The organism is Plantactinospora sp. DSM 117369, assembly GCF_053764795.1.
The window spans coordinates 5,548,192-5,572,490 of sequence record NZ_CM132446.1; the positions used below are offsets into that span (position 1 = coordinate 5,548,192).

General features: G+C 71.6%; 25 protein-coding genes, 1 tRNA gene and 1 pseudogene. 14 read left to right on the plus strand and 13 right to left on the minus strand.

Going from position 1 to position 24,299, the window contains the following annotated elements:
- Window positions 1-265: 265 nt before the first annotated feature.
- The 3 genes from ACSMXO_RS24180 to ACSMXO_RS24190 all read left to right on the plus strand — a co-directional run bounded on the left by ACSMXO_RS24180 (window position 266) and on the right by ACSMXO_RS24190 (window position 3,538).
- Window positions 266-1,306 carry a glycosyltransferase family 2 protein gene (locus ACSMXO_RS24180; protein ID WP_455413878.1) on the plus strand — a complete coding sequence of 347 codons (1,041 nt, stop codon included), beginning with the start codon at window positions 266-268 and terminating at the stop codon, window positions 1,304-1,306.
- The gene (locus tag ACSMXO_RS24185; RefSeq protein WP_455413879.1) at window positions 1,303-2,649 is read left to right on the plus strand and encodes a lysylphosphatidylglycerol synthase domain-containing protein; all 1,347 of its coding nucleotides are present in this window, start codon (window positions 1,303-1,305) and stop codon (window positions 2,647-2,649) included. Before ACSMXO_RS24180 ends, ACSMXO_RS24185 begins: the two co-directional genes overlap by 4 nt.
- Before the next feature lie 178 nt (window positions 2,650-2,827).
- A complete protein-coding gene (locus ACSMXO_RS24190; protein WP_455413880.1) occupies window positions 2,828-3,538 on the plus strand; it encodes a class I SAM-dependent methyltransferase in 711 nt (236 codons plus the stop codon).
- Here the strand turns inward: ACSMXO_RS24190 and ACSMXO_RS24195 are convergent.
- The 3 genes from ACSMXO_RS24195 to ACSMXO_RS24205 all read right to left on the minus strand — a co-directional run bounded on the left by ACSMXO_RS24195 (window position 3,498) and on the right by ACSMXO_RS24205 (window position 6,190).
- Window positions 3,498-4,304 carry an AfsR/SARP family transcriptional regulator gene (locus tag ACSMXO_RS24195; RefSeq protein ID WP_346256333.1) on the minus strand — a complete coding sequence of 269 codons (807 nt, stop codon included), beginning with the start codon at window positions 4,302-4,304 and terminating at the stop codon, window positions 3,498-3,500. The two genes, ACSMXO_RS24190 and ACSMXO_RS24195, sit on opposite strands and share 41 nt — an antisense overlap.
- A 94-nt stretch (window positions 4,305-4,398) precedes the next feature.
- Window positions 4,399-5,115, minus strand: coding sequence for a polysaccharide deacetylase family protein (locus ACSMXO_RS24200; RefSeq protein WP_455413881.1), 717 nt, complete (start codon window positions 5,113-5,115; stop codon window positions 4,399-4,401).
- 73 nt (window positions 5,116-5,188) lie between these two features.
- Window positions 5,189-6,190 carry a glycosyltransferase gene (locus tag ACSMXO_RS24205; RefSeq protein WP_455413882.1) on the minus strand — a complete coding sequence of 334 codons (1,002 nt, stop codon included), beginning with the start codon at window positions 6,188-6,190 and terminating at the stop codon, window positions 5,189-5,191.
- Window positions 6,191-6,469: 279 nt separating this feature from the next.
- Between ACSMXO_RS24205 and ACSMXO_RS24210 the strand changes: the two genes are divergently transcribed.
- The 6 genes from ACSMXO_RS24210 to ACSMXO_RS24235 all read left to right on the plus strand — a co-directional run bounded on the left by ACSMXO_RS24210 (window position 6,470) and on the right by ACSMXO_RS24235 (window position 13,453).
- A complete protein-coding gene (locus ACSMXO_RS24210) occupies window positions 6,470-7,876 on the plus strand; it encodes an aspartate aminotransferase family protein (RefSeq protein WP_346256574.1) in 1,407 nt (468 codons plus the stop codon).
- Complete coding sequence (locus ACSMXO_RS24215) at window positions 7,870-8,889, plus strand: NAD-dependent epimerase/dehydratase family protein (protein WP_455413883.1); 1,020 nt, start codon at window positions 7,870-7,872, stop codon at window positions 8,887-8,889. Before ACSMXO_RS24210 ends, ACSMXO_RS24215 begins: the two co-directional genes overlap by 7 nt.
- A 38-nt stretch (window positions 8,890-8,927) precedes the next feature.
- Complete coding sequence (locus ACSMXO_RS24220; RefSeq protein WP_455413884.1) at window positions 8,928-9,896, plus strand: UbiA prenyltransferase family protein; 969 nt, start codon at window positions 8,928-8,930, stop codon at window positions 9,894-9,896.
- A 193-nt stretch (window positions 9,897-10,089) separates the two neighbouring features.
- Window positions 10,090-11,103, plus strand: coding sequence for a glycosyltransferase family 2 protein (locus tag ACSMXO_RS24225; protein WP_455413885.1), 1,014 nt, complete (start codon window positions 10,090-10,092; stop codon window positions 11,101-11,103).
- A complete protein-coding gene (locus ACSMXO_RS24230; RefSeq protein ID WP_346256327.1) occupies window positions 11,100-12,158 on the plus strand; it encodes a glycosyltransferase family 2 protein in 1,059 nt (352 codons plus the stop codon). Before ACSMXO_RS24225 ends, ACSMXO_RS24230 begins: the two co-directional genes overlap by 4 nt.
- Complete coding sequence (locus tag ACSMXO_RS24235) at window positions 12,155-13,453, plus strand: endonuclease/exonuclease/phosphatase family protein (RefSeq protein WP_455413886.1); 1,299 nt, start codon at window positions 12,155-12,157, stop codon at window positions 13,451-13,453. Before ACSMXO_RS24230 ends, ACSMXO_RS24235 begins: the two co-directional genes overlap by 4 nt.
- Window positions 13,454-13,507: 54 nt before the next feature.
- Here the strand turns inward: ACSMXO_RS24235 and ACSMXO_RS24240 are convergent, their stop codons facing one another.
- The 5 genes from ACSMXO_RS24240 to ACSMXO_RS24260 form a co-directional block, all read right to left on the minus strand.
- Window positions 13,508-13,633, minus strand: coding sequence for a hypothetical protein (locus ACSMXO_RS24240; RefSeq protein WP_455413887.1), 126 nt, complete (start codon window positions 13,631-13,633; stop codon window positions 13,508-13,510).
- A 5-nt stretch (window positions 13,634-13,638) separates the two neighbouring features.
- Window positions 13,639-13,953: a hypothetical protein gene (locus ACSMXO_RS24245; RefSeq protein ID WP_455413888.1), complete on the minus strand. Its 315-nt coding sequence runs from the start codon at window positions 13,951-13,953 to the stop codon at window positions 13,639-13,641.
- Between the two features lie 545 nt (window positions 13,954-14,498).
- The gene (locus ACSMXO_RS24250) at window positions 14,499-15,254 is read right to left on the minus strand and encodes a 4-carboxy-4-hydroxy-2-oxoadipate aldolase/oxaloacetate decarboxylase (RefSeq protein WP_455413889.1); all 756 of its coding nucleotides are present in this window, start codon (window positions 15,252-15,254) and stop codon (window positions 14,499-14,501) included.
- Entirely contained in the window at window positions 15,251-15,985 is a 735-nt protein-coding gene (locus ACSMXO_RS24255; protein ID WP_346256322.1) for a PIG-L deacetylase family protein, read from the minus strand. Before ACSMXO_RS24255 ends, ACSMXO_RS24250 begins: the two co-directional genes overlap by 4 nt.
- Window positions 15,986-16,484: 499 nt before the next feature.
- On the minus strand, window positions 16,485-17,672 hold the full coding sequence (locus ACSMXO_RS24260) for an LLM class flavin-dependent oxidoreductase (protein WP_455413890.1): 1,188 nt from the start codon (window positions 17,670-17,672) through the stop codon (window positions 16,485-16,487).
- Between the two features lie 533 nt (window positions 17,673-18,205).
- Between ACSMXO_RS24260 and ACSMXO_RS24265 the strand changes: the two genes are divergently transcribed.
- The 3 genes from ACSMXO_RS24265 to ACSMXO_RS24275 are packed head-to-tail and all read left to right on the plus strand — an operon-like array spanning window position 18,206 to window position 20,915.
- Entirely contained in the window at window positions 18,206-19,351 is a 1,146-nt protein-coding gene (locus tag ACSMXO_RS24265) for an aliphatic sulfonate ABC transporter substrate-binding protein (RefSeq protein ID WP_455413891.1), read from the plus strand.
- Window positions 19,348-20,187, plus strand: a complete 840-nt coding sequence (locus ACSMXO_RS24270; RefSeq protein ID WP_455413892.1) for an ABC transporter permease — start codon at window positions 19,348-19,350, stop codon at window positions 20,185-20,187. The genes ACSMXO_RS24265 and ACSMXO_RS24270 overlap by 4 nt, the downstream gene beginning before the upstream one ends.
- On the plus strand, window positions 20,160-20,915 hold the full coding sequence (locus ACSMXO_RS24275; protein WP_455413893.1) for an ABC transporter ATP-binding protein: 756 nt from the start codon (window positions 20,160-20,162) through the stop codon (window positions 20,913-20,915). Before ACSMXO_RS24270 ends, ACSMXO_RS24275 begins: the two co-directional genes overlap by 28 nt.
- Window positions 20,916-21,176: 261 nt before the next feature.
- On the opposite strand, the gene ACSMXO_RS24280 is transcribed toward ACSMXO_RS24275, so the two are convergent.
- Window positions 21,177-21,659, minus strand: coding sequence for an NADPH-dependent FMN reductase (locus ACSMXO_RS24280; protein WP_455413894.1), 483 nt, complete (start codon window positions 21,657-21,659; stop codon window positions 21,177-21,179).
- A gap of 408 nt (window positions 21,660-22,067) precedes the next feature.
- On the minus strand, window positions 22,068-22,196 hold the full coding sequence (locus ACSMXO_RS24285; protein WP_455413895.1) for a hypothetical protein: 129 nt from the start codon (window positions 22,194-22,196) through the stop codon (window positions 22,068-22,070).
- 228 nt (window positions 22,197-22,424) lie between these two features.
- On the opposite strand from ACSMXO_RS24285, the gene ACSMXO_RS24290 reads away from it, so the two are divergent.
- A tRNA-Leu gene (locus tag ACSMXO_RS24290) sits at window positions 22,425-22,508 on the plus strand.
- Window positions 22,509-22,537: 29 nt separating this feature from the next.
- Here the strand turns inward: ACSMXO_RS24290 and ACSMXO_RS24295 are convergent.
- Together ACSMXO_RS24295 and ACSMXO_RS24300 are read right to left on the minus strand one after the other, a co-directional pair.
- Entirely contained in the window at window positions 22,538-22,888 is a 351-nt protein-coding gene (locus ACSMXO_RS24295) for a zinc ribbon domain-containing protein (protein WP_455419300.1), read from the minus strand.
- The gene (locus tag ACSMXO_RS24300; RefSeq protein WP_455413896.1) at window positions 22,873-23,211 is read right to left on the minus strand and encodes a recombinase family protein; all 339 of its coding nucleotides are present in this window, start codon (window positions 23,209-23,211) and stop codon (window positions 22,873-22,875) included. The genes ACSMXO_RS24295 and ACSMXO_RS24300 overlap by 16 nt, the downstream gene beginning before the upstream one ends.
- A 76-nt stretch (window positions 23,212-23,287) precedes the next feature.
- Between ACSMXO_RS24300 and ACSMXO_RS24305 the strand changes: the two genes are divergently transcribed.
- Entirely contained in the window at window positions 23,288-23,530 is a 243-nt protein-coding gene (locus ACSMXO_RS24305) for a hypothetical protein (RefSeq protein WP_455413897.1), read from the plus strand.
- 484 nt (window positions 23,531-24,014) lie between these two features.
- On the opposite strand, the pseudogene ACSMXO_RS24310 reads toward ACSMXO_RS24305, so the two are convergent.
- Window positions 24,015-24,286: pseudogene (locus ACSMXO_RS24310) on the minus strand (hypothetical protein); the annotation flags it as partial.
- Between the last annotated feature and the right edge of the window lie 13 nt (window positions 24,287-24,299).

Consider the following 24,299-nt stretch of genomic DNA (forward strand, 5'->3'; position numbering starts at 1 on the left):
CGGCCTCGACGCCAGCTACTCTGCGGGGCGGGCCTTACGGTTCACTTACGCCCCGACGGTCACCCGATGGTCGGTCCCGGCCGACCGGCTGGCCGAGTTTTGTTTACCGTCCGCCGAACGCCGCCGCCGTCGCACTGGGTAATCCAGGCCGGCTCCAGAAATTGCGGTACGCCGGTTGCTACCGTTTACCGGCCCGCCGGGAAAAAGGGGGTGACCAGGCGCATTGTCTCCACTCGACCACACCGTCGACCCGCAATTCGCGCGGGTGTCGGTCATCGTTCCGAACTACAACAAGGAGAAGACTCTCCGGGCCTGTCTCGCGGCGATCTACGCGCAGACCCGGCCGGCGGCCGAGGTGATCGTCGTCGACGACGCGAGCACCGACCGGTCCCGGCAGATCGCGGCCGAGTTTCCCTGCACCGTGCTGGCGTTTCCGGTGAACCGGGGCGTCTCCGCGGCCCGGAACGCCGGAGCCGCCCGGGCCGGCGGGGACCTGCTGTTCTTCGTCGACTCGGACATCGCGCTGGCACCCGACGCGCTGGCCGGGGCGGTGGCCGAGTTGCGGGCGCATCCCGGCTGCGGCGTGGTGCAGGGGATCTACGATCTGACCCCCCTGTTCCCGGACGGGCCGGTCGAGTCCTACAAGACGCTCTTCGAGCACTTCTGGCGGCGCCGCGACGTCGGGGTCACCGCGATCACCATGTTCGCGCTCACCGCCGTTCCCCGGGTGGTCTTCGAACTGGTCGGCGGCTTCGACGAACGGCTACGTGACGCCGAGGACGTCGAGTTCGGCACCCGCCTGCCGGCGTCGTACGAGATCCGCACCAGCGACCGGGTGCTGGGTCGGCACGACGACGTGGACCGGCTGGGGCCGTACCTGTCAGAGCACTTCCGCCGAGCCCGGACGTACGCCGGGGCGGTCGTCGCGGCGCGTTGGGCGCCCGGACCGGCGGCGTCCACCGTGCAGTCCGCCGACCGGCGGGCACCGCACCGGATCGACCTCGGCTCGGTGGTCGGGCTGCTGGGCAGCGCCCTCGCGGTGGCCGGGCTGGCGCTGGCCGTCTGGTCGCCGTGGCTGCTGCTGGTGCCGCTGGGCGGGGTGGTCGCCTTCCTCGGCGCGGACCGGGCGCTGCTCGGATTCGCGCTCCGGCAGCGTGGGGCGGGCTTCCTGCTCTTCGCCACCGCGATGCGGTTCCTGACCCACCTGACCGAGTTCGCCGGTCTGGCGCTCGGGCTGGGTCGGGCGCTGCTCCGGCGCCCCCGCCCTGGCCGGGTCGCCCCACTGGCCCCGGAGTCGACCCGGTGACCAGCTCGACCGGGCCCGCCGGCCCGCTGGGCTCGACCGGGCACACCGGCCCGCTGGGCTCGACCGGGCACACCGGCCCGCTGGGCTCGACCGGGCACACCGGCCCGCTGGGCTCGACCGGGCACACCGGCCCGCTGGGCTCGACCGGGCACACCGGCCCGCTGGGCTCGACCGGGCACGCCGGCCCGCTGGGCTCGACCGGCCCCGCTGGTGCGTCCGCAGCTACCGCCCCCGCCCGGGCGACCGGGCCCACCGGCCCGACCGACCCGACCGACCCCGTCGGTGCGACCGGAGCTACCGATCCCGCCGGCTCGACCGGTTCGACCGGCTCCGTGGGCGTGCTGGTCGAGGCGGTGCGGCGCGCGGTCGAGCGGCGGTCCGGTTGGTGGCGGCGGGTCAACCAACTGCTGGTCGTGGTCTTCGTGCTGGCCCTGACGGTCGGGCTGGTGCTGTTCCTGCGGGACCAGGACTGGACGCCGGTGCGCGCACTGGCGCAGCGGCTCGATCCGGTCCAGGTCGGACTGGTGCTCGGCGGCGCGCTGCTGATCAACTCGGTCGGGCTGCTCCTCGGGTACCACTCCTGGCAGGCGCTCTTCGTCGACCTCGGCGCGGCGGTGGACCGGTGGACCGCCGCGCGGCTGTTCTTCGTCGGGTTCCTCGCCAAGTTCGTCCCGGGCCGGTTCGTCGCGCTGCCGGTGCTGCTCCGGCTCGGCAAGGAGATCAACGTCGGGGCGGTCCGGCTGGCCGGCGTCTTCCTGCTGAGCTGGGTGGTGGTGGCGCTGACCGGGATGACCGTCGGCCTCGCGGCCGGACCGGCGGTGCTCGACCGGGCGGCCGGGTGGATGCTGCTCGCCGTACTCCCGCTGGTGGCGCTCTTCGTCCGCCCGGACCTGCTCAACCGGGGGCTCGCCGGGGCGGCGCGGCTGCTGCGGCGGCCACCTCCGCAGGTCAGCGCGTCCCGGGCCGGGATCCGGCGGGCGATCACCACGCAGTCGCTCTCCTGGGTGATCTCCGGGCACCATCTCTGGCTGCTGGCGGTGACCGCCGGCGCCCCGCCGCTGCGCTCCTACCTGGTCTGTGTGGCCGGCTTCGCCGCCGCGACCGTGGCCGGGTTGCTGGTGATGGTCGTCCCGGACGGGCTCGGCGTCCGGGAGGCGGTGCTGATGGTGGGGCTGGCCACCGTGATGCCGGTCTCGGTCGCCGCCCCGGTGGTGTTGACCAGCCGGCTGGTCTGCGCGGTCAGCGAGGTGGCGGTCGGCGCGGGCGGGCTGCTGCTCGCCCAGTACGTCCACCGGCGCCGGCTCGGCCTCCGCCGGGCTGTCGACCCCGCGCTGACCGGCTGACCCGACCTCCCTTCCGGCCGGTAGGCCGGCCAGGAACATCGATAGCGTCATTCCCGGAGCTTCCGGGATCCGTCCCACATCGAGAAATGTCGGTGACACCATGTCGAATGCGTTGGTCCGTGCGGTGGCGCGGCTGATCCGAGTTCCGGTACGGGTGCTGATCCGATCCAATCCAAGAATGAACAGGGCGTGGTGGAACGCGCAGTACGCGTTGGGGTTCTGGCGCTATCTCGACGACATGTCCGACGGGAACATGCCGCTGTCGCTGATCGAGACCTGGGCGCCCCGGCCGACGATCCTGGACCTGGGCTGCGGCACCAGTGCGAACCTGCCGCTGGCGCCGGGTCGCTACCGGCACTACCACGGTGTGGACCTCAGTTCCCGGGCGATCGAGGCGGCTCGGGCGCTGGACCGGCCGGACACGTCGTTCGAGGTGGCCGACATCCGCACCTTCGACACCGCGCGGCGGTACGACGCGATCCTGCTCCGTGAGGTCGTCTACTACCTGACCGGGGCCGAAGCCGCCGACCTGCTACGCCGGCTGCCCGCGATGCTGACGCCCCGGGGCCGGATCGTCGTGCAGATCTACGACGAAGCCCCTGCCGAGGAGTTCGCCCGGGTCGTCCGGGCCTGCGGCCTCTCCGTCGCCGAGGAGGTCCCCGCGCGCCTCGGGGACAGTCCTGCCGGTGCCTTCTTCGTCCTCACCGGTCCGGAGGCGATCGGACGGGCCGGTGGCTTTTCCAGGCGCGGCGGATCCGCCGGGTTGGATCCCGCCGAGCCGGACATCGAGCCGGGTCACGCCGAGCCGGGCCAGGCCCAAGCGGGCCGTGCCGAGCCCGTCTCCGGGGCTAGACCGGGACCCGCCGCTCCCACCACGGCCGCACCGTGACCGGTTCGCTGCGCAGCAGCCGCCGGTGCAGGTCCTGGAGCCGGTGCCCCGGCTCCACCCCGAGCCGGTCGGCCAGGGTGACCCGGGCGTCCTCGAAGGCGGTCAGCGCCTCGGCCCGCCGCGAGGTCTGGCCGAGCACGACCAGCAGCAGTTCCCAGAGCCGCTCCCGCATCGGCTGCTCGGCGAGCATGCAGCGCAGCTCGGAGACGAGGTTCTCCACGTCGCCGAGGAGCAGGCGTACCCCGGTGGCCTCCTCCACCGCGTCCTGACGCAGCTCGGTGAGGCGGATCCGCTCCGCCTCGGCCAGCGGCCCGGTCGCCTCCTGGAGTGCCAGGCCGGACCAGCGGGCCAGCGCCTGCTGGAAACAGCCGAGCGCCCGGGACAACTCGCCCTGGGCCCGGGCCGCCCGGGCCACCCTGACATCGTGCTCGAACCGGGTGACGTCGACCGCGACCGCCGGGATGTCGAGGGTGTATCCCGGCCGGGTGGAGCGGAGCACCCGGGCCAGTGCCGGCGGCCGGCCGGGATGCTCCAGCACCCGGCGCAGCCGACCGATGTAGGTGTGCACCATGTTCTCCACCGAGTCGGGCCGGCGCCCGTTCCAGACCGCGTCGACGATCTGCGGCACCGACATCACCATCCCGCAGCGCAGCGCCAGTACGGCGAGCACCTCCCGCTGCCGGGGAGTGCCCAGGTAGAGGTTGGTACCGCCCCGTTCGGCCCGGATCGGGCCGAGCAGCAGGATCTTCAGGTCGTCTTCCGACATCTTCGTTTCCCCCTAGACAGGCATCGCTGCTTCCCCCCGCACGGCCGGGCGGCATTGCCCGGCGTCGTCGTACGACAGAACGGCACGTCGTCACCTACCGGTCGGCACCGGGTACGACGAACCGCAGTCCCCGGTCGATCAGCCGGGGCAGTACGGTCTCCAGGGCCGCGACGGTCTGCGACCGGTCCCCGCCGCCATCGTGGCAGAGCAGGACGTGCCCGGGTCGGCTCCGGGACAGCCGCCGGACGATCCGGTCCACTCCCGGGCTGCGCCAGTCGCTCGGGTTGACCGTCCAGTCCACCGGCACCAGGCCGAGGTCGGCGCTGGTCCGCAGTACCGTCGGCGACCAGTTGCCGCCGGGCGCGCGGAACAGCCGGGGCGTGATGCCGACGGCGTCCTCGATCCGCCGCTGCGCCGCCACGATCTCGGTACGCAGCCGCTGCGCCGGCAGCGCCGCGAACGGCTGCGGATGCGACATCGAGTGGTTGCCGACCAGGTGGCCGGCCTCGCGGATCCGGCGGGCCAGCTCGGGGTGTTCGGCGACCCGGGCGCCGATCAGGAAGAACGTGGCCCGGACCCGATGCCGGTCGAGCAGGTCCAGCATCCGGGGCGTCCACTCGGGATGTGGCCCGTCGTCGATGGTCAGCGCCACGCTGTGCCCGGCCACCCCGAAGACCGGCCGGTGCCGGTCGCCGAGCATCGGCCGGCGGCACCGGAACTGCTGGGCCCGGAGCGCGAACAACAGATAGTGCAGCGCCTGGGCCGAGAGGTACGGCCAGGAGATCCGCCCGGTGCCCGGCTCCGCGGTCATCGCCGCCCCGCCTCGTCCGGGCCGAGGTTCCGCCGGACCGGGAGCCGCGCCCGCCCGGTGATCGACGACCCGTTCATCGCGGCGATTTCGCGGCGGCCACCCGGGCTGGGCCGAAGTCCCGGTCCACCAGGTGCCGCAGCCCGCCGACGACGGCACCGGCGACGACGGCCAACTGGACGAGTAGGTGCACCGCGTAGAAGAAGGTCGCGAAGCCGGGGCCGCGCCGGCGTACCACGAAGCGCAGCAGTCCCGGGTCGGCGGCGACGAAGAGCCCCAGCAGGGCGAACGGGACCGCCAGCAGTACCGGGGTGTGGAGGCCGAGCGGCAGGGTCAGCGGCACGAGGGCGGCGCTGAGCAGCCCGGCCGGGGTGTTGGCCCGGATCCCGGCCGGCCCGCGCTCGGCCCGGGCGACCGGGACGAGGAGCTGGGAGCGGCCGAACTGCTTGCGCAGCAGCCGGCCCAGGTGGCTGTCGTCGTCGTGCCGGCAGACCACCGTGTCGGTCAGCACGATGCCGTACCGGTCGCCCATCCGGTCGCCGATCTCGACGTCCTCGGAGGCGCGCAGCCGCTCGTCGAATCCGCCGACGTCGGTGAAGACCGCCCGGCGGATCAGGCAGACCGCGAAGAGTGTGGTGCGGACCCGGCCGACGTGGCGCAGCCGCCAGTAGTGGCCGTGCAGCAGCCGGTACGCCTCGACCGGGCCGTCGTCGAAGAGCGGTCGCAGCGCGTAGATGCCGTGTACGCAGGCGACGTCGGGCTGCTCGGTGAGGATCGCCAGGGCGTTGCCGAGGGCGTCGGGCTCGGGCGCGCAGTCGGAGTCGACGAAGAACAGCAGCTCGCCGGTGCTGGCCCGGATGCCCCGGTTCCGGGCGGCCGCCGGTCCGGTGTTGTGGTCGATGACCAGCAGCCGGCACGGGAACTCGGCGGCGATCTCCCGGGTGTCGTCGGTACTGGCGTCGTCGACGACGATGACCTCGGTGACCGGGTGCCGTTGCGCGTAGACGGCCGCCAGGCACGCGCGGAGAGTCTTCGAGCCGTTGTGTACGGGGATGATGACCGACACCGTCGGCGACATGTTCGCCCACCTCAGCGCAGATTGCGGGACAACCGTCAGGGACATTGACATTCCGAGATCTACTCTGTCGCGACCAAGCTATCCAGTCGGTTGTCGACTGGCAAGCGTTGCCTTACGTAGTCAAGGTTGCGTACAGCACCGGTCCAGAGAAGATCCCGTACTAATCGATAGCGTCACGACATGCCCAATCTGGTCAGCCTGTCCGACTGCGATCGACTCACCGTTCGCGAGGTGCACGACCTCTATCGTCGTTACGTCAACGCGAGCCAGGTCAGCCTGATGACCTCGTTCGGGTTCGGCCGGGAATTGGTCGACCACGCCGAAGGCGCGCACCTGGTGCTCCGCGACGGCCGCCGCGTCCTCGACCTCACCGGAGGCGTGGGTGTCCTCAACCACGGTCACAACCATCCGCGCATCCTGGCGGCCCGGCAACGGTTCGCGTCTCAGCGGCGGATGGAGGTGCACAAGACGTACTTCTCGCCGTACCTGGCGGCGCTCGGCCACAACCTGGCCCAACTCCTCCCCGGTGACCTGCAGATGTCGTTCCTGCCCAACTCGGGCGCGGAGGCGGTCGAGGGGGCGGTGAAGCTGGCGTACAAGTACCACGGCGGCCGGCGCGGCACCATCCTGCGGGCCGACTGCGGGTTCCACGGAAAGCTGCTCGCTTCAGGTGGGCTGACCGGACAGCCGTCGTTCAGCTTTCCCACCATTCCCGGCATAGTTCCATTTACCTATGGGAATCTGGACTCCGTCCGGGAGGCGGTCGAGGCGCATCCGGGGGATGTCTACGCTCTCATCGTCGAGCCGTTCAGCGCCTCCACCGTGACATGGTGCGATGAAGATTTCCTCCGTGGCATTCGGGAGATGTGCGACCGGCACGACATCGTGCTCATCTTCGACGAGATCTACACCGGTTGGGGTAAGACCGGCAGCCTCTTCTACTTCATGCGGTATCCGGGGCTGGTGCCGGACGTCCTTACCACATCCAAGTCATTCGGCGGTGGAAAGTCATCGATTTCTGCATTCGTCGCGCGGGAAAGGGTGTTCCGGAAGGCGTACGACAACCTCACCGACGCGCTACTGCAGAGCACCAGCACCACCTACTACGGGATGGGCGAGGAGTGCGTCACCGCGCTGGAGGCGATCAACATCGTGGTGGAGGACGACTATCCGGCCCGGGCCCGCGAGCTGGAGCGGGTGCTGGAGCCGGCGCTGAAGCGGCTGGCCAAGGAGTTTCCCGACGCGGTCGGCCGGGTCGCCGGGGCGGGCGCGCTCTGGGGCGTACAGATCGACGGCGGCCCGAAGATCCTCGACCTGGTCGCCCGGCTCGCCCCCGCCGGGATGGCCCGGGACCCGAGGTTCAAGGCGAAGCTGGTCACCTGCGCGGTGATCAACGCGCTCTACCGGGACCACGACATCTTCACCTACTACACCCTCAACGGCCGCAACCCGCTGATCCTCGGGCCGTCCCTGGTCACCGACCCGGCCGACGTGCAGCGCGCCACCGACGCGCTCGGCGAGGTACTGGAGCAGGGCCTGGCCAAGCTGGTCACCCGGTTCGTCGCGCAGAAGGTGGGGTCCACGCTGAACCCTTTTCAACCTGAACCACGCGGCGCTCACGCACAGCATTCGACCCTGCGGTCCGACGGACCGCAGGGGGAGGTTGAGAAGGGTTCACTGTGGTGATCACCGTGACCGGCGCGGCCGGGATGCTCGGCTCCCGGCTGGTCGAGCGGCTGACCGCCGACGGGCACCAGGTGTGCGGGGTGGACCTGCGCGCGGAACCCGGCGTCACCGTGGTCGGCGACATCCGCGATCCCCGAGTGATGGACCGGGCCACCGACGGCGCGACGGCGGTGCTGCACTGCGCGGCGGCGCTGCCGAGCTATCCGGCCGCCGAGATCCGCTCGATCATCGTGGACGGCACCGGGAACGTGCTGCGGGCCGCCCGCAAGGCCCGGGTGGACCGGGTCCTGCACGTCTCGTCGACCGCCGTGTACGGGCTGCCCCGGCAGGTGCCGACGTCGGAGGAGCATCCCCGGGAGCCGGTCGACACGTACAGCGCGGCGAAGGTGGCCGCCGAGGAGATCGCCGAACGGTACCGGGCCGGTGGCCTGCCGGTCGCGATCCTGCGGCCGAAGACCTTTCTCGGGCCGGGCCGGATGGGGCTGTTCGCGATGCTCTTCGAGTGGGCCGAGGAGGGCCGGAACTTCCCGGTGCTCGGCCGGGGCGACGTGCGGATCCAGATGTTCGCCGTCGACGACCTGGTCGACGCGGTGCTCACCGTACTGGCCGCGCCGGACGAGGTGGCCGACGACACCTACAACCTCGCCGCGGAGCGGTTCCGCACCCTGCGCGAGGACTTCCAGGCGGTGCTGGACGCTGCCGGGCACGGCAAGCGGGTCATCGGGGTGCCCGCCCGGCCGGCGCTGTTCACCCTGGAGCTGCTGGAACGCAGCCGGCTCTCCCCGGTCTACGGGCGGCTGCTGCACAAGCTCCGGCACGACTCCTACGTGAGCATCGACAAGGCCGCGCAGCGGCTCGGCTTCGCCCCGAAACTGTCCAACGAGGACGCGATCCTGCGTACCTACGAGTGGTGGCGCGCCGAACGCCACCTGGCGCGCCCGTCGCGGGACGGGCGGACCAGCCGCGACCCGTGGCGGCAGGGCGCGCTCTCCCTCGCGAAGATCTTCTTCTGATCGGAGTCGCAGGTGTCTTCTGCTGATCGGGGTCGAGGGTGACCGCCGTCGAGACCGTCGTCGAGACCGCCGTACCGGCCAGCCCGGGGCGCAGCCTCCGGGTCCCCCGGCTTGCCCGGCAACTCCTGGTGCTGACCCGGCCCGGCCACGCGGTCAAGAACCTGCTGGCCGTACCGCTGGCGCTGCTCGACACGCCACTGTGGACCGGATCGGCGGTGCTGCGTACCGGCTGGGCCGTGCTGGTGTTCACGGTGGCCGCATCGACGATCTACGTCGTCAACGACATCGTCGACCGCCGGCTGGACCGTACCCATCCGGTCAAGCGGAACCGTCCGGTCGCCGCCGGCCTGGTCCCGGTCCCGCTGGCCTGGCTGCTCGCGGTCGGGCTGGCCGGGCTGCTGCTGGGACTGGTGCTGGTCGGACCCGAACTGCCGTGGTGGCCGATGGTCGGCTACCTCTGCCTCAGCATCGCCTACAGCCGGTGGCTCAAGCACCTGCCGATGCTGGACATCTGCGTGGTCGCCGCCGGCTTCGTGCTGCGGGTCCTCCAGGGGTACGCGGCCACCGGGGCGGCGCCGTCCGGGCTGCTGCTCACCGCCGTCTTCGCCGGCTGCCTGGTGCTGATCCTCGGCAAGCGGCGGCACGAGCTGGCCGCCGCCGGTTCGGCGCACCGGCCGGCGCTGGCCGGCTACAACGTGCTGCTCGCCGACCACCTGCTCGGGCTGAACACCGCGCTGGCCAGCATCACCTTCCTGCTCTACCTGAACACCGACGCGCCACTCGGGCACTGGCGCCCGGTCACCCTCGCCGTGGTGGTGCCGCTCGGTCTGCTCGCCGCGTTCCGTTACCTCCAGGCCGTACTGGTCCAGCAGTCCGGTGGCGACCCGATCCGGGCCGTGCTGCGGGACCGGATGATCGTGGCCAGCGCCGTCCTGATCGGCGCCACGCTGACCCTGGCGGAACTCGGTGCCCGCTATCCCCACCTGGTGCACTGGCTGGACCTCTAACGCCATCCACAGTCGCGCCAGGACGCAATCGGACGGGGTACCCCACCGTCTCGCCCACACCCGGCAGCATCTCAGGCCCATCTGACAGTTCCGCCCCACACCGAGGAGTCGACACCATGCCGACAACCAACACCACGCCCGACCGCCCTCTCCTCCCCATGGCTAACGCCAGCGGTTTCTCGGGCGGCTCTTGATGACCACATCGCTCGTCTCGGTCATCGTGCCGAACTACAACTACGCCAGGGCACTCGGGCTGTGCCTCGGCGCGCTGCGGGCCCAGACCTATCCGCGGCTGGAACTGATCGTGGTCGACGACTGCAGTACCGACGACTCGGTCGCGGTCGCCGAGTCGTACGGGGCGCGTGTGCTGCGTACCCCGACGAACTCCGGACCGGCGGCGGCCCGCAACCTCGGCGCGGCGAACGCACGCGGTGAGATCCTGTTCTTCGTCGACTCGGACGTGGCCGCCAAGCCGGACGCGGTCGCGAATGCGGTCGAACTGCTCACCGCCGACCCGCGGATCGGGGCGATCTGCGGCAACTACGACCCGGTGCCGCTGGTCCGGGACAGCCTGCTGGAGGAGTACCGCTGCCTCCAGCAGTCGTACTGGCTGATCGCCGACGAGGGGCGGATCATGACCCTCTACACGGCACTGCTGGCGATCCCGGCCCGCGTCTTCGCCGAGATCGGGCCGTTCAACCCGAGGCTGCGGGAGACCGAGAACGCGGACTACGGGATGCGGCTCGCCCAGCGGTACCAGATCTGGCTCTCGCCCCGGGTGCGCGGCGTGCACGACCACGACGCCGACCTGGGCGTGCTGGTCCGCAAGGTCTTCACCCGCACCGCGCTGCACATCCCGATGTACGCCCGCAAGCCGGAGTTCCCCGGCGGCCTGAGCAGCGGGCCACGCGCCTGGGTCAGTGTCGCCGCCCTGCTGACCGTGCTGACGTGCGCGCTGCCGGTGCTGTTCGGCCCGGTGTTCCTGGCGGTGCCGCTGGCGACCCTCGCCGCCTGCCTCGCCGGTGACCTGCCGATGTACCGGTTCGTCCGCCGGGAACGCGGCGTGCTGTTCCTCGGCTACTTCGTCGCGATGCACTTCTTCCTGAACCTGGTGATCGCGGTCGCCGCGATCTCCGGGGTGGCCGCCTGGCTCGCCTCGGGCCGGTTCCGTGGGCTCTACGACCGGCCGGAGGTGGCCACCCGATGACGGTGAACGGTGCGCGGCCGGGCGGCGGCCCGCTCGTCTCGGTGATCGTGCCGAACTACAACTACGCCGAGTCGCTGGACCTCTGCCTTCGATCGATCCTGGACCAGACGTATCCGAACGTCGAGATCCTGATGGTCGACGACTGCTCGACGGACCAGTCGGTGGCGGTGGCCGAGGCGCTCGGCGTACGGGTGGTGAGCACCGGACGCAACGGCGGCTGCGGCCGGGCCCGCAACATCGGCGCCGCGCACACCAGCGGCGAGCTGATCTGCTACGTCGACTCCGACCTGGTGCTGGCCCCGGACGCGGTGACGAACGCGGTAGGGCTGATCCTCGGCGACAGGCGGATCGGCGCGGTCTGCGGGATCGAGGACCCCGAGCCGCTGCTGCACGACACGGCGGTGGCCCGGTACCGTGGCCTGCAGTATCACTACTGGTCGATCAGTTCGGAAGGTGACGTGTCGTTCCTCTTTCCGGCCGTCTGCATGCTGCGCCGGCACGTCTTCGAGGAGATCGGCCCGTTCAATCCGGGGCTGCGGCACACCGAGGAGGTCGACTACGGCTACCGGCTGAGCCGCCGCTACCGGCTAGTGCTCACCTCGCTGGTCAGGGGCCGGCACGACCACGACCACGAGCTGCGCGGGCTGCTGCGCAAGCTGTTTCACCGGGGGCGGCTGCGGATCCCGCTGTACGCCCGGGCCCGCCGGTTCGGGCAGGGCTTCGAGACCGCCGCCCGGGCCTGGGGCAGCCTGGCCGCGTTCGGCGTACTGCCCGCGCTGGTGGTGCCGCTGCTGCTCGGCCCGTGGGGGCTGGTCGTCCCGGCCGGGTTGCTCGCCGCCTCGCTGGCCTGCGACGCCGGCATGTACGGCTTCGTCCGCCGCCGGCACGGCGTGCCCTTCCTGGTCTTCTTCGCCGGGCTGCACTTCCTGGTCAACGTCACCATCACCGCCGGGGTCGCCACCGGCGCGGTGCAGTGGCTCGCCTCCGGCACGTTCCGCCGGCTCTACGACGCCTCGTTCCCGGTCGACCCGACCCCGCTGCGGGGTCCGGCGTGACGGTCGCCGTCCCGGGCAGCGACGGGCTACTGCCCGGGGGGCCGGCCACCGCCGGCACTCCGGGCACCGTCGACACACCGGAGTCCGGCATCACCCCAGCGGACAGCGGCACGGCCCCGCTCAGCGGCCCAGCATCGACCAGCGGGCCAGCATCGACCAGCGGCGCAGCATCGGCCGGTGCGGAACCGGCGGCCGGCGCGGAACCGGCGGCCGCCGGGGCACGGCCGGGCCGGGGCCGGCGCGGCTGGCGGTGGTGGCTCTACACCGGACTGGTCGCCGCCGGGGCGCTCTGGCTGGCCTTCACCGTCGCACACCTGGTGCTCAGCGGTCGGTGGTGGCTGTGGCTGGCGGTCGACGCGGTGCCGCCGCTGGCCTTCCTCGGCGTACCGCTGCTGTTGGCCGGGACCGCCGCGCCGTGCCGCCGGTCACGCCGGCCGGTGGCGCTGCTGGCCACCGCCGCGCTGCTGCTCGGCGGACCGCTGTCCGGGCTGAACCTGCGTGGGCTCGCCGGCGGTGACGGGCCGGCCCCGGCGGGCGCGGTCCGGGTCTTCAGTTGGAATACCGGGTACTGGGACGAGGGCGGCCAGACCGACGGGATGTACGCACTGCTCCGGGCCGCCGACGCCGACGTCTACCTGCTCCAGGAGTACTGGTACGAGCACTCCGCCGGACCGGGCGAGGTGGAGTTGGCCCGGCTGCGTGCCGAGTTCCCGGGCTTCCACGTCGCCGTCGCCGGCGAGTTGGTGACGCTGTCCCGCCATCCGATCCTGCGCCGGCTGCCGCTGGACGCCCCGGACATGCCGCCGCCGCTGTGGGGCACTACCGAGCAGTGGCGGTACAAGGTGCTGCGTACCGATCTCGACCTCGGGGCGGGGCGGGTGCTGTCGGTCTACAACCTGCACATGCCGGTGCAGTTGGTTCCGGACCACAGCCCGCTCGGCGGGGAGTTCTACCGGGTGATCCGGCAGCAACACGCGCAGCGCGAGCCGCAGTGGCGGGCGCTGGCCCGGGACGTGGCGGTCAATCCGCATCCGGTGCTGGTCGCCGGTGACCTCAACACCAGTCCGGCAATGGGAGACCTGGCCAAGCTGCCCGACCGGCTGCGGGACGCCAGCTACGCGTCCTCGGCGCGTTACCCGGCGACCTGGTCGGACGGGTCCGGCTGGCCGCGCTGGTGGCGGCTGGACTGGGCCTTCGTCTCGGCGGCGGTCCGGGTGCACTCGTACCGCTTCGGCGGGTCGACGAACGGCGCCTCCGACCACCGCGCGCAGCAACTGGTGGTCTCGCTGCGGTAGCGCACCGACCCCGGCTCGATCGTCGGCCGGGATCGGGCCCGCTGGGTGATGGTTCTACTGTTTGCCGACGGGGTCGCGCCAGGGGGTGACGAGTCGTTTCGCGGTGGTGGCCGCGAGATACCACACCGAACCCAGGACGGCGAGGGACACGATCAGCGCGAACAGGGTCGGCGCGTCCACCGAGTTCAGCCGGGCCAGGCATTCTCCTCCTCGTTCCCGGCGATGCAGCAGGTGTACTCCGCCGGGGTCCCCTGGGTGGCCTGGTCGGGGACGTGCGGGCGGAGCCGGACGCATTGATCTCGGTCAGCCGGATGGCCCGGCCGAGCGTCGCGTTCACCCGGAAGCCGGAACCGAAGATGTTGCCCCGGCTGTTGATGTCTCGAACCCTCTCCTGTACCTGGCTTGGTGTCGAGGACCACCTCGCGCACGCCGTATCCGCGCTTGAGTTGTTCGCCGACTTCCGGTAGCAGGACCGCCGCATTCGGCTTGGTATTGTTCAACAGACTGAGAGTACGGTCGCGCAATGCGCTCGGCCGGGGCCAGAGTGGTGTTCGAGGTGAGATCGCCGTTACCGGTCGGATCGGTCAGTGGTTCGAATGCCAGCGTGGTGACGATCCTCCCGGATTCCGTGATGCCGCCAGCCGCCCTGTCCTGTCAGGTAGAGAAAGCCGCCCTGTCCCGTCAGGTCGGGAAACCTGTCAGGTAGAAAATAGGGACGCCAGCGGGGCAGGTCGGAACGCACATGACGGGCCAGCCTGACCGGCCGGGACGGGTCCGGCTACGTCATTTGACGCATCCGGCCGCACCGACCCGACCCGAGGACCCGAATTCCCGGGTACGCCCCGGCGGACCGGCGGCTATCCGGCCGTGCCGGAGCGCAAGGTCCGGCCCGGGCCGGACCTTGCGCTCCGGCCGGATGCCAGGAACTCCATTCGGCGGTGACCTCCTCGGTGCGGCTCGGCCGCCCGTCCGGCCGGCCGCGGGAGTCCGCGGCCAGCCAGGCGGGGCGACCATGGGCTGGTCGGGGCGTGCGGTCCCGGACCGGTCAGGCCGGGCCGGTGGATCCGGCGCCGGTCGCGGCCGGGCCGGCACCGGTGGTCGGCGGGTCGCCCTGGTCGGTGGCGTCGACGTACCGGACGCCCAGCCGGTCCAGCAGCGGGCGGAGGTGGTACATGTCCAGCCCCAGCACGCCGTCGGCGAGCTGCCGGCGTTTCTCCTCCTCCTTGGCTTCGCGCTCGGCCCCGGCCGCGGCGACCTCCCCGGCCCGTTCGCGCGGCACCACCACCACTCCGTCGTCGTCGGCCACGATCACGTCGCCGGGGCGCACGTAGGCGCCGCCGAGCACGATCGGGACGTTCACCGAGCCCGGGCTCGCCTTCACGGTGCCCTGCGCGGAGACCGCCCGGGACCACACCGGGAAACCCAGCTCGGTGAGCGCGGCGACGTCGCGGCAGCCGGCATCGATGACGAGGCCGAGGACGCCCCGGGCCCGTAACGAGGTGGCCAGCAGTTCGCCGAAGGCACCGTCCGTGCTGGGCGAGGTGAAGCCGACCACGAGTACGTCGCCGGGCCGGGTCTGCTCGACCGCCGCGTGGATCATCAGATTGTCGCCCGGCTGGGCCGAGACGGTGACCGCCCGGCCGGCAATCCGGGCACCAGGGTAAATCGGCCGGAGCAGGTGCCCGAGCAGCCCGGTCCGGCCCTGGGCCTCGTGCACCGTCGACACGCCCTGCCGGGCGAGCTGGGCGACGGCGTCGGCCGGCGGTGCGGCGTCGGTACGGACGATGACGTGGCCCGTCACAGCAGCTCCCCTCCGACCACCGGGAAGACCCGCTGGTACGCCTCGGCGTGCGTGATCGACCGGTCGCCGCCGTTGCGGACCGCCTGCACCCCGCGCCGTACGCCGAGATCGGTGTAGTACGCGACCAGGTGCCCCTGAGCGCCCATGATTCGCATCGCCTCGACCTTGCGCTCGAAGACCGGGCTGATGTCCAGCAGCAGGTTCGGCACGAAGCCGCACTGCTCGGGCTGGTGCGGCTCGAACTGCATCACGTTCGGTGCGCCGATCGGCTGGCTGTCCCGGTCATGCCCGGCGGCCTGGGCCACCATCCGGGCTCGGAGCACGATCTCGTGGGTCAGCGCGTGGTCCAGGTTGTACGGGTCCTTGGCCGGATGGGTGATGATCACGGCCGGGTTGACCCGACGGATGGTCGCGACCACGCTGTCGTAGAGGTCGTCCGTGGCCCGCAGCGGGTAGTCCCCGGCGTCGAGGAACTCGATCTCGGCGCCGAGCACCTTCGCCGCCCGGCCCGCCTCGTCGCGTCTCGCCTCCTTGACCCGCTCCAGGGTCATCCCGGGCTGCTTCCACAACCCCTGCGACTCGCCCTTCTCACCGAAGGTGAGGCACAGCACGTGCACCTGCTGGCCCCGGGAGGCGCCGAGTGCGATGGCGCCACCCGCGCGCCAGACAAAGTCGGCGGCGTGTGCGCTTACCACGAGGATCGGACCCCGCCCGATCGGAGACGCTGTCATCGACAATCCTTTCCGAGCGGTTCCGCGAGTACGTCGGTACGTCCCCGAGCGGAAGCCGCAACGCTTGTCGGAGGCAGACCGATCATAGGTGCGGGCAACACTATTGCCAATAATATTGTCAACAATCTCGGCCGGCGGGGCGTACCCAAAGTCGCCGGAGTGCCGGCGGAGCCGGGCGCTGCCCGGATAGGCGACGGAACGGTTTTCCGAAATGGCGACGCGGGCGTCGGGAACGTCACGGCCGCTATCCGGCTACCACCCGGCACCCTCCCCCGGCACAGCACGACGAGCGGAAACGCGGCTGCCGCCGACCCCGGCCGCTCACCGGCCGGACGGCGTGCGCGCCCGGAGGTGTCCGCCCAGGATGTCTTCCCCGGCTGGCTGGGCGCGACAGACACAGCCGACCCGCTCATCCACCGGCATGCGCCGCCGCCTCGTGTCCGGCCACCGTCGCCGGGCACGAGGCGGTCAGCCGGACAGCGGCCCGATCACCGATCGCTCACCGGCCGGCACCGTTCGGGGTGCCGGCGGTGCCGTTCGACGTCGAGGCCGCGAACGGCACCTCGGCAACCGGTGCCGACGCGCCACCGGCCGGGTGTTGCCACAGCCCCCGCCGACGCAGGATCGGCAGCACACCCTCGCCGACCCAGTACGCCTCCTCCAGGTGCGGATGTCCGGAGAGGATGAACTCGGTGATGCCGAGGGCGTGGTACTCGGCGATCCGCTCGGCCACCTCGGTGTGGCTGCCGACCAGTGCCGTACCCGCACCGCCGCGCACCAGCCCGAACCCGGCCCAGAGGTTGGGCGACACCTCCAGCCGGTCCCGGGAACCGCCGTGCAGCGCGAGCATCCGGCGCTGCCCCTCGGACTCGCTGCGGCCCAGTCCGGCCTGGACGGCCGTGACGTCGGAGTCGGCGATGCCGTCGAGCAGCCGCTGCGCCTGCGCCCAAGCCGCCTCGGCGGTGTCCCGCGCGATGACGTGCAGCCGGATACCGAACCGGAGTTCCCGACCCGCCTCGGCGGCCAGCCCCCGGATCCAGGCCAGCTTCCCGGCCACCTGCGCGGGCGGCTCGCCCCAGGTCAGGTACACGTCGCTGTGCCGCACCGCCACCGGGCCGGCGGCCTTGGAGGATCCGCCGAAGTAGATCGGCGGGGTGGGGTCGGGCAGCCGGTTCAACCGGGCCTCCTCCACCCGCAGATGCTCCCCGGTGTGGCTGACCGTCTCCCCCCGCCACAGCGCCCGTACGACGCACAGGAACTCGTCGGTACGCGCGTACCGGGCGTCCTTGTCGAGAAAGTCGCCGTAGCCGCGCTGCTCGTGCGACTCCCCGCCGGTGACCACGTTGAGCAGCAGTCGCCCCTGGGACAGCCGCTGGAAGGTCGAGGCCATCTGGGCGGCCAGGGTCGGCGAGGTCAGTCCGGGGCGGAACGCCACCAGGAACTTCAGCCGCTCGGTGACCTCGGTGAGCATCGCGGTGGCCAGCCAGGCGTCCTCGCACCAGGCGCCGGTGGGGGTGAGCGCACCGACGAAGCCGAGTTGTTCGGCGGTCCGGGCGATCTGCCCGAGGTACGCCACGGTGGCCGGCCGGGCGCCTCCGGCGGTGCCTGCCGGCAGGCCGTGTCCGCCGCCGACGATGTCCCGGCTGTCGCCGTAGGTCGGCAGGAACCAGTGAAAGGTGAGCGTCATGGTGTCTCTCCGGTGAGGCTGCGCCCGGGTCGCGGGCGGGACAGGTAGGCGTCGGGCGGACAGCGGCGGTTGCGCACCGGCCGGTGCCGCCGTTCCGATCTCTGGCCCCGACACCCTATCCATAAATCCTATCGGTTTAGTAGGCTAACTCGGGCGGTCAGGCACAGCGACGTGCGCCCGGTCGCGTCCGGCGGCCCCGGCCCGGCACCGACGCCCCCTCCACCCGCGCCCCGCCGCGCTCGCCCCGACCGCCTCCACGATGCGCTGCCGGCCAGCCGAACCGCACCAGCCCGAACACCCCGTCCGCCACACCCGAACCGACCTATCCCGAGCATCCCGTCGGCCAGCCGGACCGACCCATCCCGAACACTCCGTCGGCCAACCGAACCGACCATCGTTCCCGACCCGGCCGTACCCGACCAGGCGACCGACCCGCCCCGTGGTGAAGCCGCCCCGCCCGCGACCAAGTCACCCAGCCGCACCGGAGCCATCCGGCCGGGCTGCCCCGATCACACCTCTCCAGGAGCATCCCGATGTCCCACCGCACCCTCAACCCTCCCCACCCCCGTCTTCGATCCGACGACGCCGCCGCTCGCCGGTGGCAGGACGGCGGTCGCCGATCCGAGTACGGCGCTCGGCGGTCCACAGACGATGGTCGCCGACCCGCCACCACCCAGCGGTCCGACGACGCTGATCGCCCCCGGCCGACCGGTCCGATCCTCCGCTCCGGCCGGCCACCGCGTACCCTCCTCGCCGGCCTGCTCGCCCTGACGCTGGCGGCGACCGGAGCGATCGCCGGATGCGGCGACGAGAGCGCCGGCGCCGACTCCGGCGAGTTACTCGTCGGCTATCAGCGGTTCGGCGGCCTGAGCCTGGTGAAGGCCCGTGGCGAGGCTCCGGACGCGAAGTGGTCGCTGTTCGAGAGCGGACCGGCGCTGACCGAGGCGCTCAAGGCCGGCGCGATCGACATCGGCCAGGTCGGCGAGGCGCCGCCGGTCTTCGCCGCGGCCGGAAAAATCAAGTTCCGGATCATCGGTACGTCGGAACCGGTGCCGCAGGGCGAGGCGGTGCTGGTCAAGGAGGCCAAGGGATTCCGCGGCTTCGCCGACCTGAAGGGAAAGACGGTGGCGCTGAACAAGGGGTCGAACGTCAACTGGCTGCTGGTCAAGCTACTGGAAGCGCACCACATGACACTCGCGGACATCAACGTCAAGTACCTCAAGCCGGCCGAGGCGCGTCCGGCGTTCGACAACGACCAGGTCGACGCCTGGATCATCTGGGACCCGTACTTCGCGCTGACCGAGCGGCCCGGGGTGAAGATCCTGGCCGACGCCACCGGGCTGGCCAGCAACCGCGAGTACATTCTCGTCTCGCCGGAGGCGCTGGAGCGCAAGCCCGACCAGATCCGAAGGTTCCTCGAGACGTACCGCGGCGTCACCGACTGGGGCATCGCCAACCCGGAGCAGCGGACGAAAATCCTGGCACCCGAGTTGAAGATCGACGAACCGACCACCGCCCGTGCGCTGGCCCGCAGCGCCAAGCCGCTCGCCCCGGTGACCCCGGAGATCGGCGCCGAACTCCAGGCGATCGCGGACGGTTTCACCACACTGGAGCTGATCCCCGAGCGAGTCGACATGGTGTCCCTGGTGGACGACCGGTTCGGCGAGGTGTTCCGGTGACGGACACCCTGGTCGAGCAGCCCACCCGGTCGCCGGCCGTCCCGGCGGGCACCCGGCGGTCCGACCGCAAACCGCGACCGGGCCGACGCTGGCGGCGCGCCCTCACCCCGGTCGCGCTCCTGCTGGGCTGGCAGGCGGCGTCCCAGACCGGGCTACTGCCGCCGGAGAAGCTCTCCGCGCCGAGCGCCGTGGCCGAGACCGGCTGGCGGCTCGCCCGGGACGGCACCCTCGGCGTGCACCTGCTCGACTCGCTGACCCGGGCCGGGATCGGGCTGGCGATCGGCGGCACGCTGGCATTGGTGCTGGGCGCCACGGCCGGCCTGCTCCGGCTCGGCGACGACCTCGTCGACCCGCCGGTGCAGATGGCCCGGATGTTGCCGCACCTCGGGCTGGTGCCGTTGCTGATCATCTGGGTCGGGATCGGCGAGTCGCTGAAGATCACGCTGGTGGCGCTCGGCGCTTTCTTCCCGATCTACTTCAACACGTACGCCGGGATCAGGGACATCGACGAACGCCTGGTCGAGGCGGCCCGTACCTGTGGACTCGGCCAACTGGCCCGGATCCGGCACGTCGTACTCCCGGGCGCGCTGCCGTCGCTCTTCCTCGGCCTGCGGCTGGCCCTCGGCGCCGCCTGGCTGAGTCTGGTGGTCGGTGAGCAGGTGAACGCGCAGACCGGGATCGGCTTCCTGATGATGGAGGCCCGCGAGTTCAGCCAGACCGACGTGGTCCTGCTCGGCCTGCTCGTCTACGCGCTGCTCGGCCTGCTCTCCGATCTGGCGCTGCGGATGGCGGAAAGGAGGGCCCTGACATGGCGACGCGGACTCCAGGCGGTCTGAGCACCGCTACCCGGCCGGCCGTCACCGCGCACGGGGTGCGCCGGGCGTTCGGCGAGACGGTCGTCCTCGACGGCGTCGACCTCGCCATCGCGCCGGGCGAGGTGGTGGCGCTGCTCGGCGGCAGCGGCTCCGGCAAGAGCACCCTGCTGCGCATCCTGGCCGGGCTCGACCCCGAGGCGACCGGTGAGATCACCCGGGCGGGTAGCCAGGCGGTGGTCTTCCAGGAGCACCGGTTGCTGCCCTGGAAACGGGTGGCCGACAACGTCTCACTCGGCGTGCCGGGTCCCGGGGTACGGCAGCGGGTCGCCGCCGCGCTCGCCGAGGTCGGGCTCGCCGACCGCGGCCGGGCGTGGCCGGCCGAGCTTTCCGGCGGCCAGGCCCAGCGGGTCGCCTTCGCGAGGGCACTGGTCCGGGAGCCGGTACTGATGTTGCTCGACGAGCCGTTCGGCGCGCTCGACGCGCTCACCCGGCTGAAGATGCAGACTCTGTTCGGTCGGTTGCACACCGAGCACCGCTTCGCCGCGTTGCTGGTCACGCACGACGTGGACGAGGCACTGCTGCTGGCCGACCGCACCCTCGTACTCGACGACGGATGCATCGTGGAGGACGCACCAGTACCGCTAAGCCACCCTCGTGCCCCCGACCATCCCGGCTTCGGTCCGCTGCGCCGGCACCTGCTCGACCGGCTCGGCGTACGTCCGGGCCAGGACGGCGACGCCGGGACCTGACCAACCGGTAACCGCCCCTGCCGGCCGGCGATCCTACCTAGGGCAGGGGCGCGGTCCGGCATGCCGGACCGGCGACGGCGACCGGCGCGTCCACCCGCATGCCCGGACCAGTGACGGCGACCGGCGCGTCCGGACCAGTGAGGCTGCGGTCGGCGTGCCCGGCCCAATGAGGCGATGACCGGCGTGCCCGGCCCAGGAAGGCGATGACCGGGCGGCCTCGTAGACGTCGGACCGGAGCCAGCCCGGCGGCGAACCCGTGTGTCAGGCTCGGACGGGCAGCGTGGCGGCGTAGCCGGCGGCCAGGTCCGGGTCGCCGAGACTGGACTCCGGCACCGCCAGGCCGGGCCGCACCTCGGCACCGAGTTCGGCGAGCAGGCCACGCAGGTGCCGCTCCGACTGGGCGGCCTGGGCCGGGGTGGCGCCGACGGTGACCGGCGCCGCGACTACTCCGGCCAGCCCCTGGTGCGGCAGGTGGTCGAGGAAGACCTTCAGCACTCCGGTATAGCTGCCCTTGTAGGTCGGGGTCGCCACCACCAGGACCCGGGCCGCCCGCGCTGTGGCCACGCCGTCCGCGACCCCGGGATCGTCGGGTACCAGCAGGGCCGGGCCGTACCCCGCCACGTCGAGAACCACCGGCGGCGCGGCGCTCTCCCGCCGGGCTACCTCCTCGGCCACCGAGACGGCGAGCCCGCGGGTACGCGATTGAGGCCGCGGGTTACCGGAGATGACAACGATCTCGCTCACGTACTCCTCCGTCCGGCGCCGTAGTCCAGCGCCTCGTCCGGTGGCCGGTGTCGCCGGCCGTCCACGGTGGTGACCTCTGGTGCCGGCTACGGCCACTCCGGGTCGGGGTCGGCGGTGCTGTCGCGCAGGTGTTCAGTAAATCCTATCTACTCGATAGGTTAAAGGGGTGCTCTGCGCATGCCCGGCCCACTGGACCACGGGCATGACAGGAAGCTGCCACCGATCTCCTCCCGGCCAGGCCGGTGGTTGTCGAGCTGCCGACGGTCGAAGCAGCCGAGCACGTCGCCGCATCTCGGCGAGCCGGAGGCCAGCAGACGCCCGAGACATTCCCATGATCCGTCACTGCCGGCACATCCCTCGGCACGGATGGTTACCGTCACCGACATGGCCGCGTCGCCGCCCGGGCAGTCACACCGACAGCACGGCGGTGACGCCACGTTCGACCGGCTGGCCGGAATAGCCGAGTTGGGCCACCCCGACCAGAACACCTCTGGCGCACAGCGGCCAATGCCCCGCCAGATAGGCCGTACGCCCCACCGAGACAATCGTGACGTGACGGTAACCCGGAGTCACATGCAGGCCGTCAGGACTGCCGCAGGAGATCGTCGTGGTGGGCGATTCCGCGGGCAGAGCGTCCCCGGATGGCCAGGGGTATGCCGCCGTGCGTGATCCACCGACGCCGTGTACAGTTGTCCCCCGTGCGGCGCCGCGAGCGGCCGACGGGCGAGATTCTCGCCCCGGCCGTCTTTGGGCGACGCAGTGCAGGTCCGGGTGGCGGAATGGCAGACGCGCTAGCTTGAGGTGCTAGTGCCCGTATAGGGCGTGGGGGTTCAAGTCCCCCCTCGGACACGTTAACCCCCACCAAAGCCGTTCATGTTTCAGAGCGGTTCGGGTGGGGGTCGCTGCTTCTGGCGTGGAATTCGTGCCGGCGATGGCTGCCGACCGAGTGTGATGGTGTCGGCGTCGCAGGTGATGGTGACCTGGTTCGCCCGCAGGTACGCGGCGGTAGCTCGCGCGTCGTCACGCGCTTCGGTCGTGCGGCCGTCGAGTTGCCGTGCGATGCGGGCGAGGAGCACGTCTTCGCGTAGGTACAGCGGCTTGGGCCGGCCGGGTAGGGGCGGGCTGGCGCTGGTGCGGCCATGTCGGCACCGGTATCCGGGCCGTCCGTGTACCCAGTGCGCGTCGGCTCGTCGGCCACAGGTTCGGCAGACGATCAGTCCGGTGAGCAGGTACCGGCGCGGCTGCCGTCCTCCGGCGTGCCGACGGCGCTCACCGTTTGGGCTTGGACGAAGTCCGTCTCGCTGACCAGCGGCGGGTGCACCAACCGGGCGGACAGCACCCACTGGTCTCGTGGATTCCAGCGCCGTACCGAGCCTCGGCTGGTGCGCCGGTCCCCCGGCTCGGTTTCCTGGTGGTCGGTGTACTGCCGGTTCCACACCTGCCGCCCGGTGTAGCGGGGGTTGGCGAGGATCTCCGCGACCGTCCGTACCGTCCACCCTTCTGCTGTCTGATGCCGGTTGCGGGCGCGGTCGTACTGCGATGGTGACGGCACGCCCAGGTGGTTGAGGGTGGGTGGGGTTGTTCAGGTCGACGGGGCCGCGGGTCTCGGGAAGCCATAGTTGGACCCCGTGAGCGGCCAGCACGGCGGCGACGCCGGCGAGCTGATCGCCGTGGAAGGCGCGCTCGTACTCGCCAACGATCACCGCGTCGAACCCCCGGCACTGCTCGTTGACGGCGGCCAGCAGTGCAGCGGCTTGCGGGCGGGCATGCCACGGCAGACGACGCGAGCAGCCAATGTCGAAGTACTCGCTGACGATCTCACCCTGCTCGGCCACGGTCCGGTCTGCCAAGTCGAGTTGCCAAGCCCGTGACGAGACGGCGTCCTGGTACTCGGCAGTGGAGAGCCGCCCGCAGAACGCAAACCGCAGGAGACCGACAGAAGGTGATGGCCGGCGCCCTCGGACTCTGGGCTGGGCTTGCATGGAGTGCAGCCACCCGGCCAGGAGATCGGACTGATTGACGCTCGGTGTACCGCCCATGGAGATCACCTCGCTGCGACACCTCACCCTGACCAACGAGCCACTCACGTATCGATGACGTGGCTGGACCAACCAGCCCGGGGAACATCAACCGCTCTCGCGGCAACGCGTGAAAACTGGCCTTGGCGTAAGACGTCGCACTCCTCTCCACCTGGGACGCAACGCCACGTTTTCTGTCTCCACGGAGCCGGCCCGCAGGCGAGGCCGCGACCGGCCGCTCCTGCTCGACGTCGCAGCTGGTGAGGCAAGACCCACCACAAGTCGAGCAGCCGGTCACACAGCCGCAGCGCAGTAGCCCGGTCGGTGGGTAGGAGCAGGTCTCGTCGACGAACCACCGATCCCCATGCGAGTGGCGGGCGAACCGGACGGCGTCGGCGAGCAGCGGGGGTGAAGCGCTGCACCCAACCGAACACGGTGACGTGGTCGACCTCGACACCACGCTCCACCAGGAGCTCTTCTATCGTTTCGATAGGAAAGGTTGTAGCGCAGGTACCAGCGGACCGCGACGACGATCACCTCGGCCGGGAACCGGAACCCGGTGAACGCCGACTTCGGCGGCGACCAAGGACGACCACTCGCTAGCCTCACCCGTCAAGCCTGC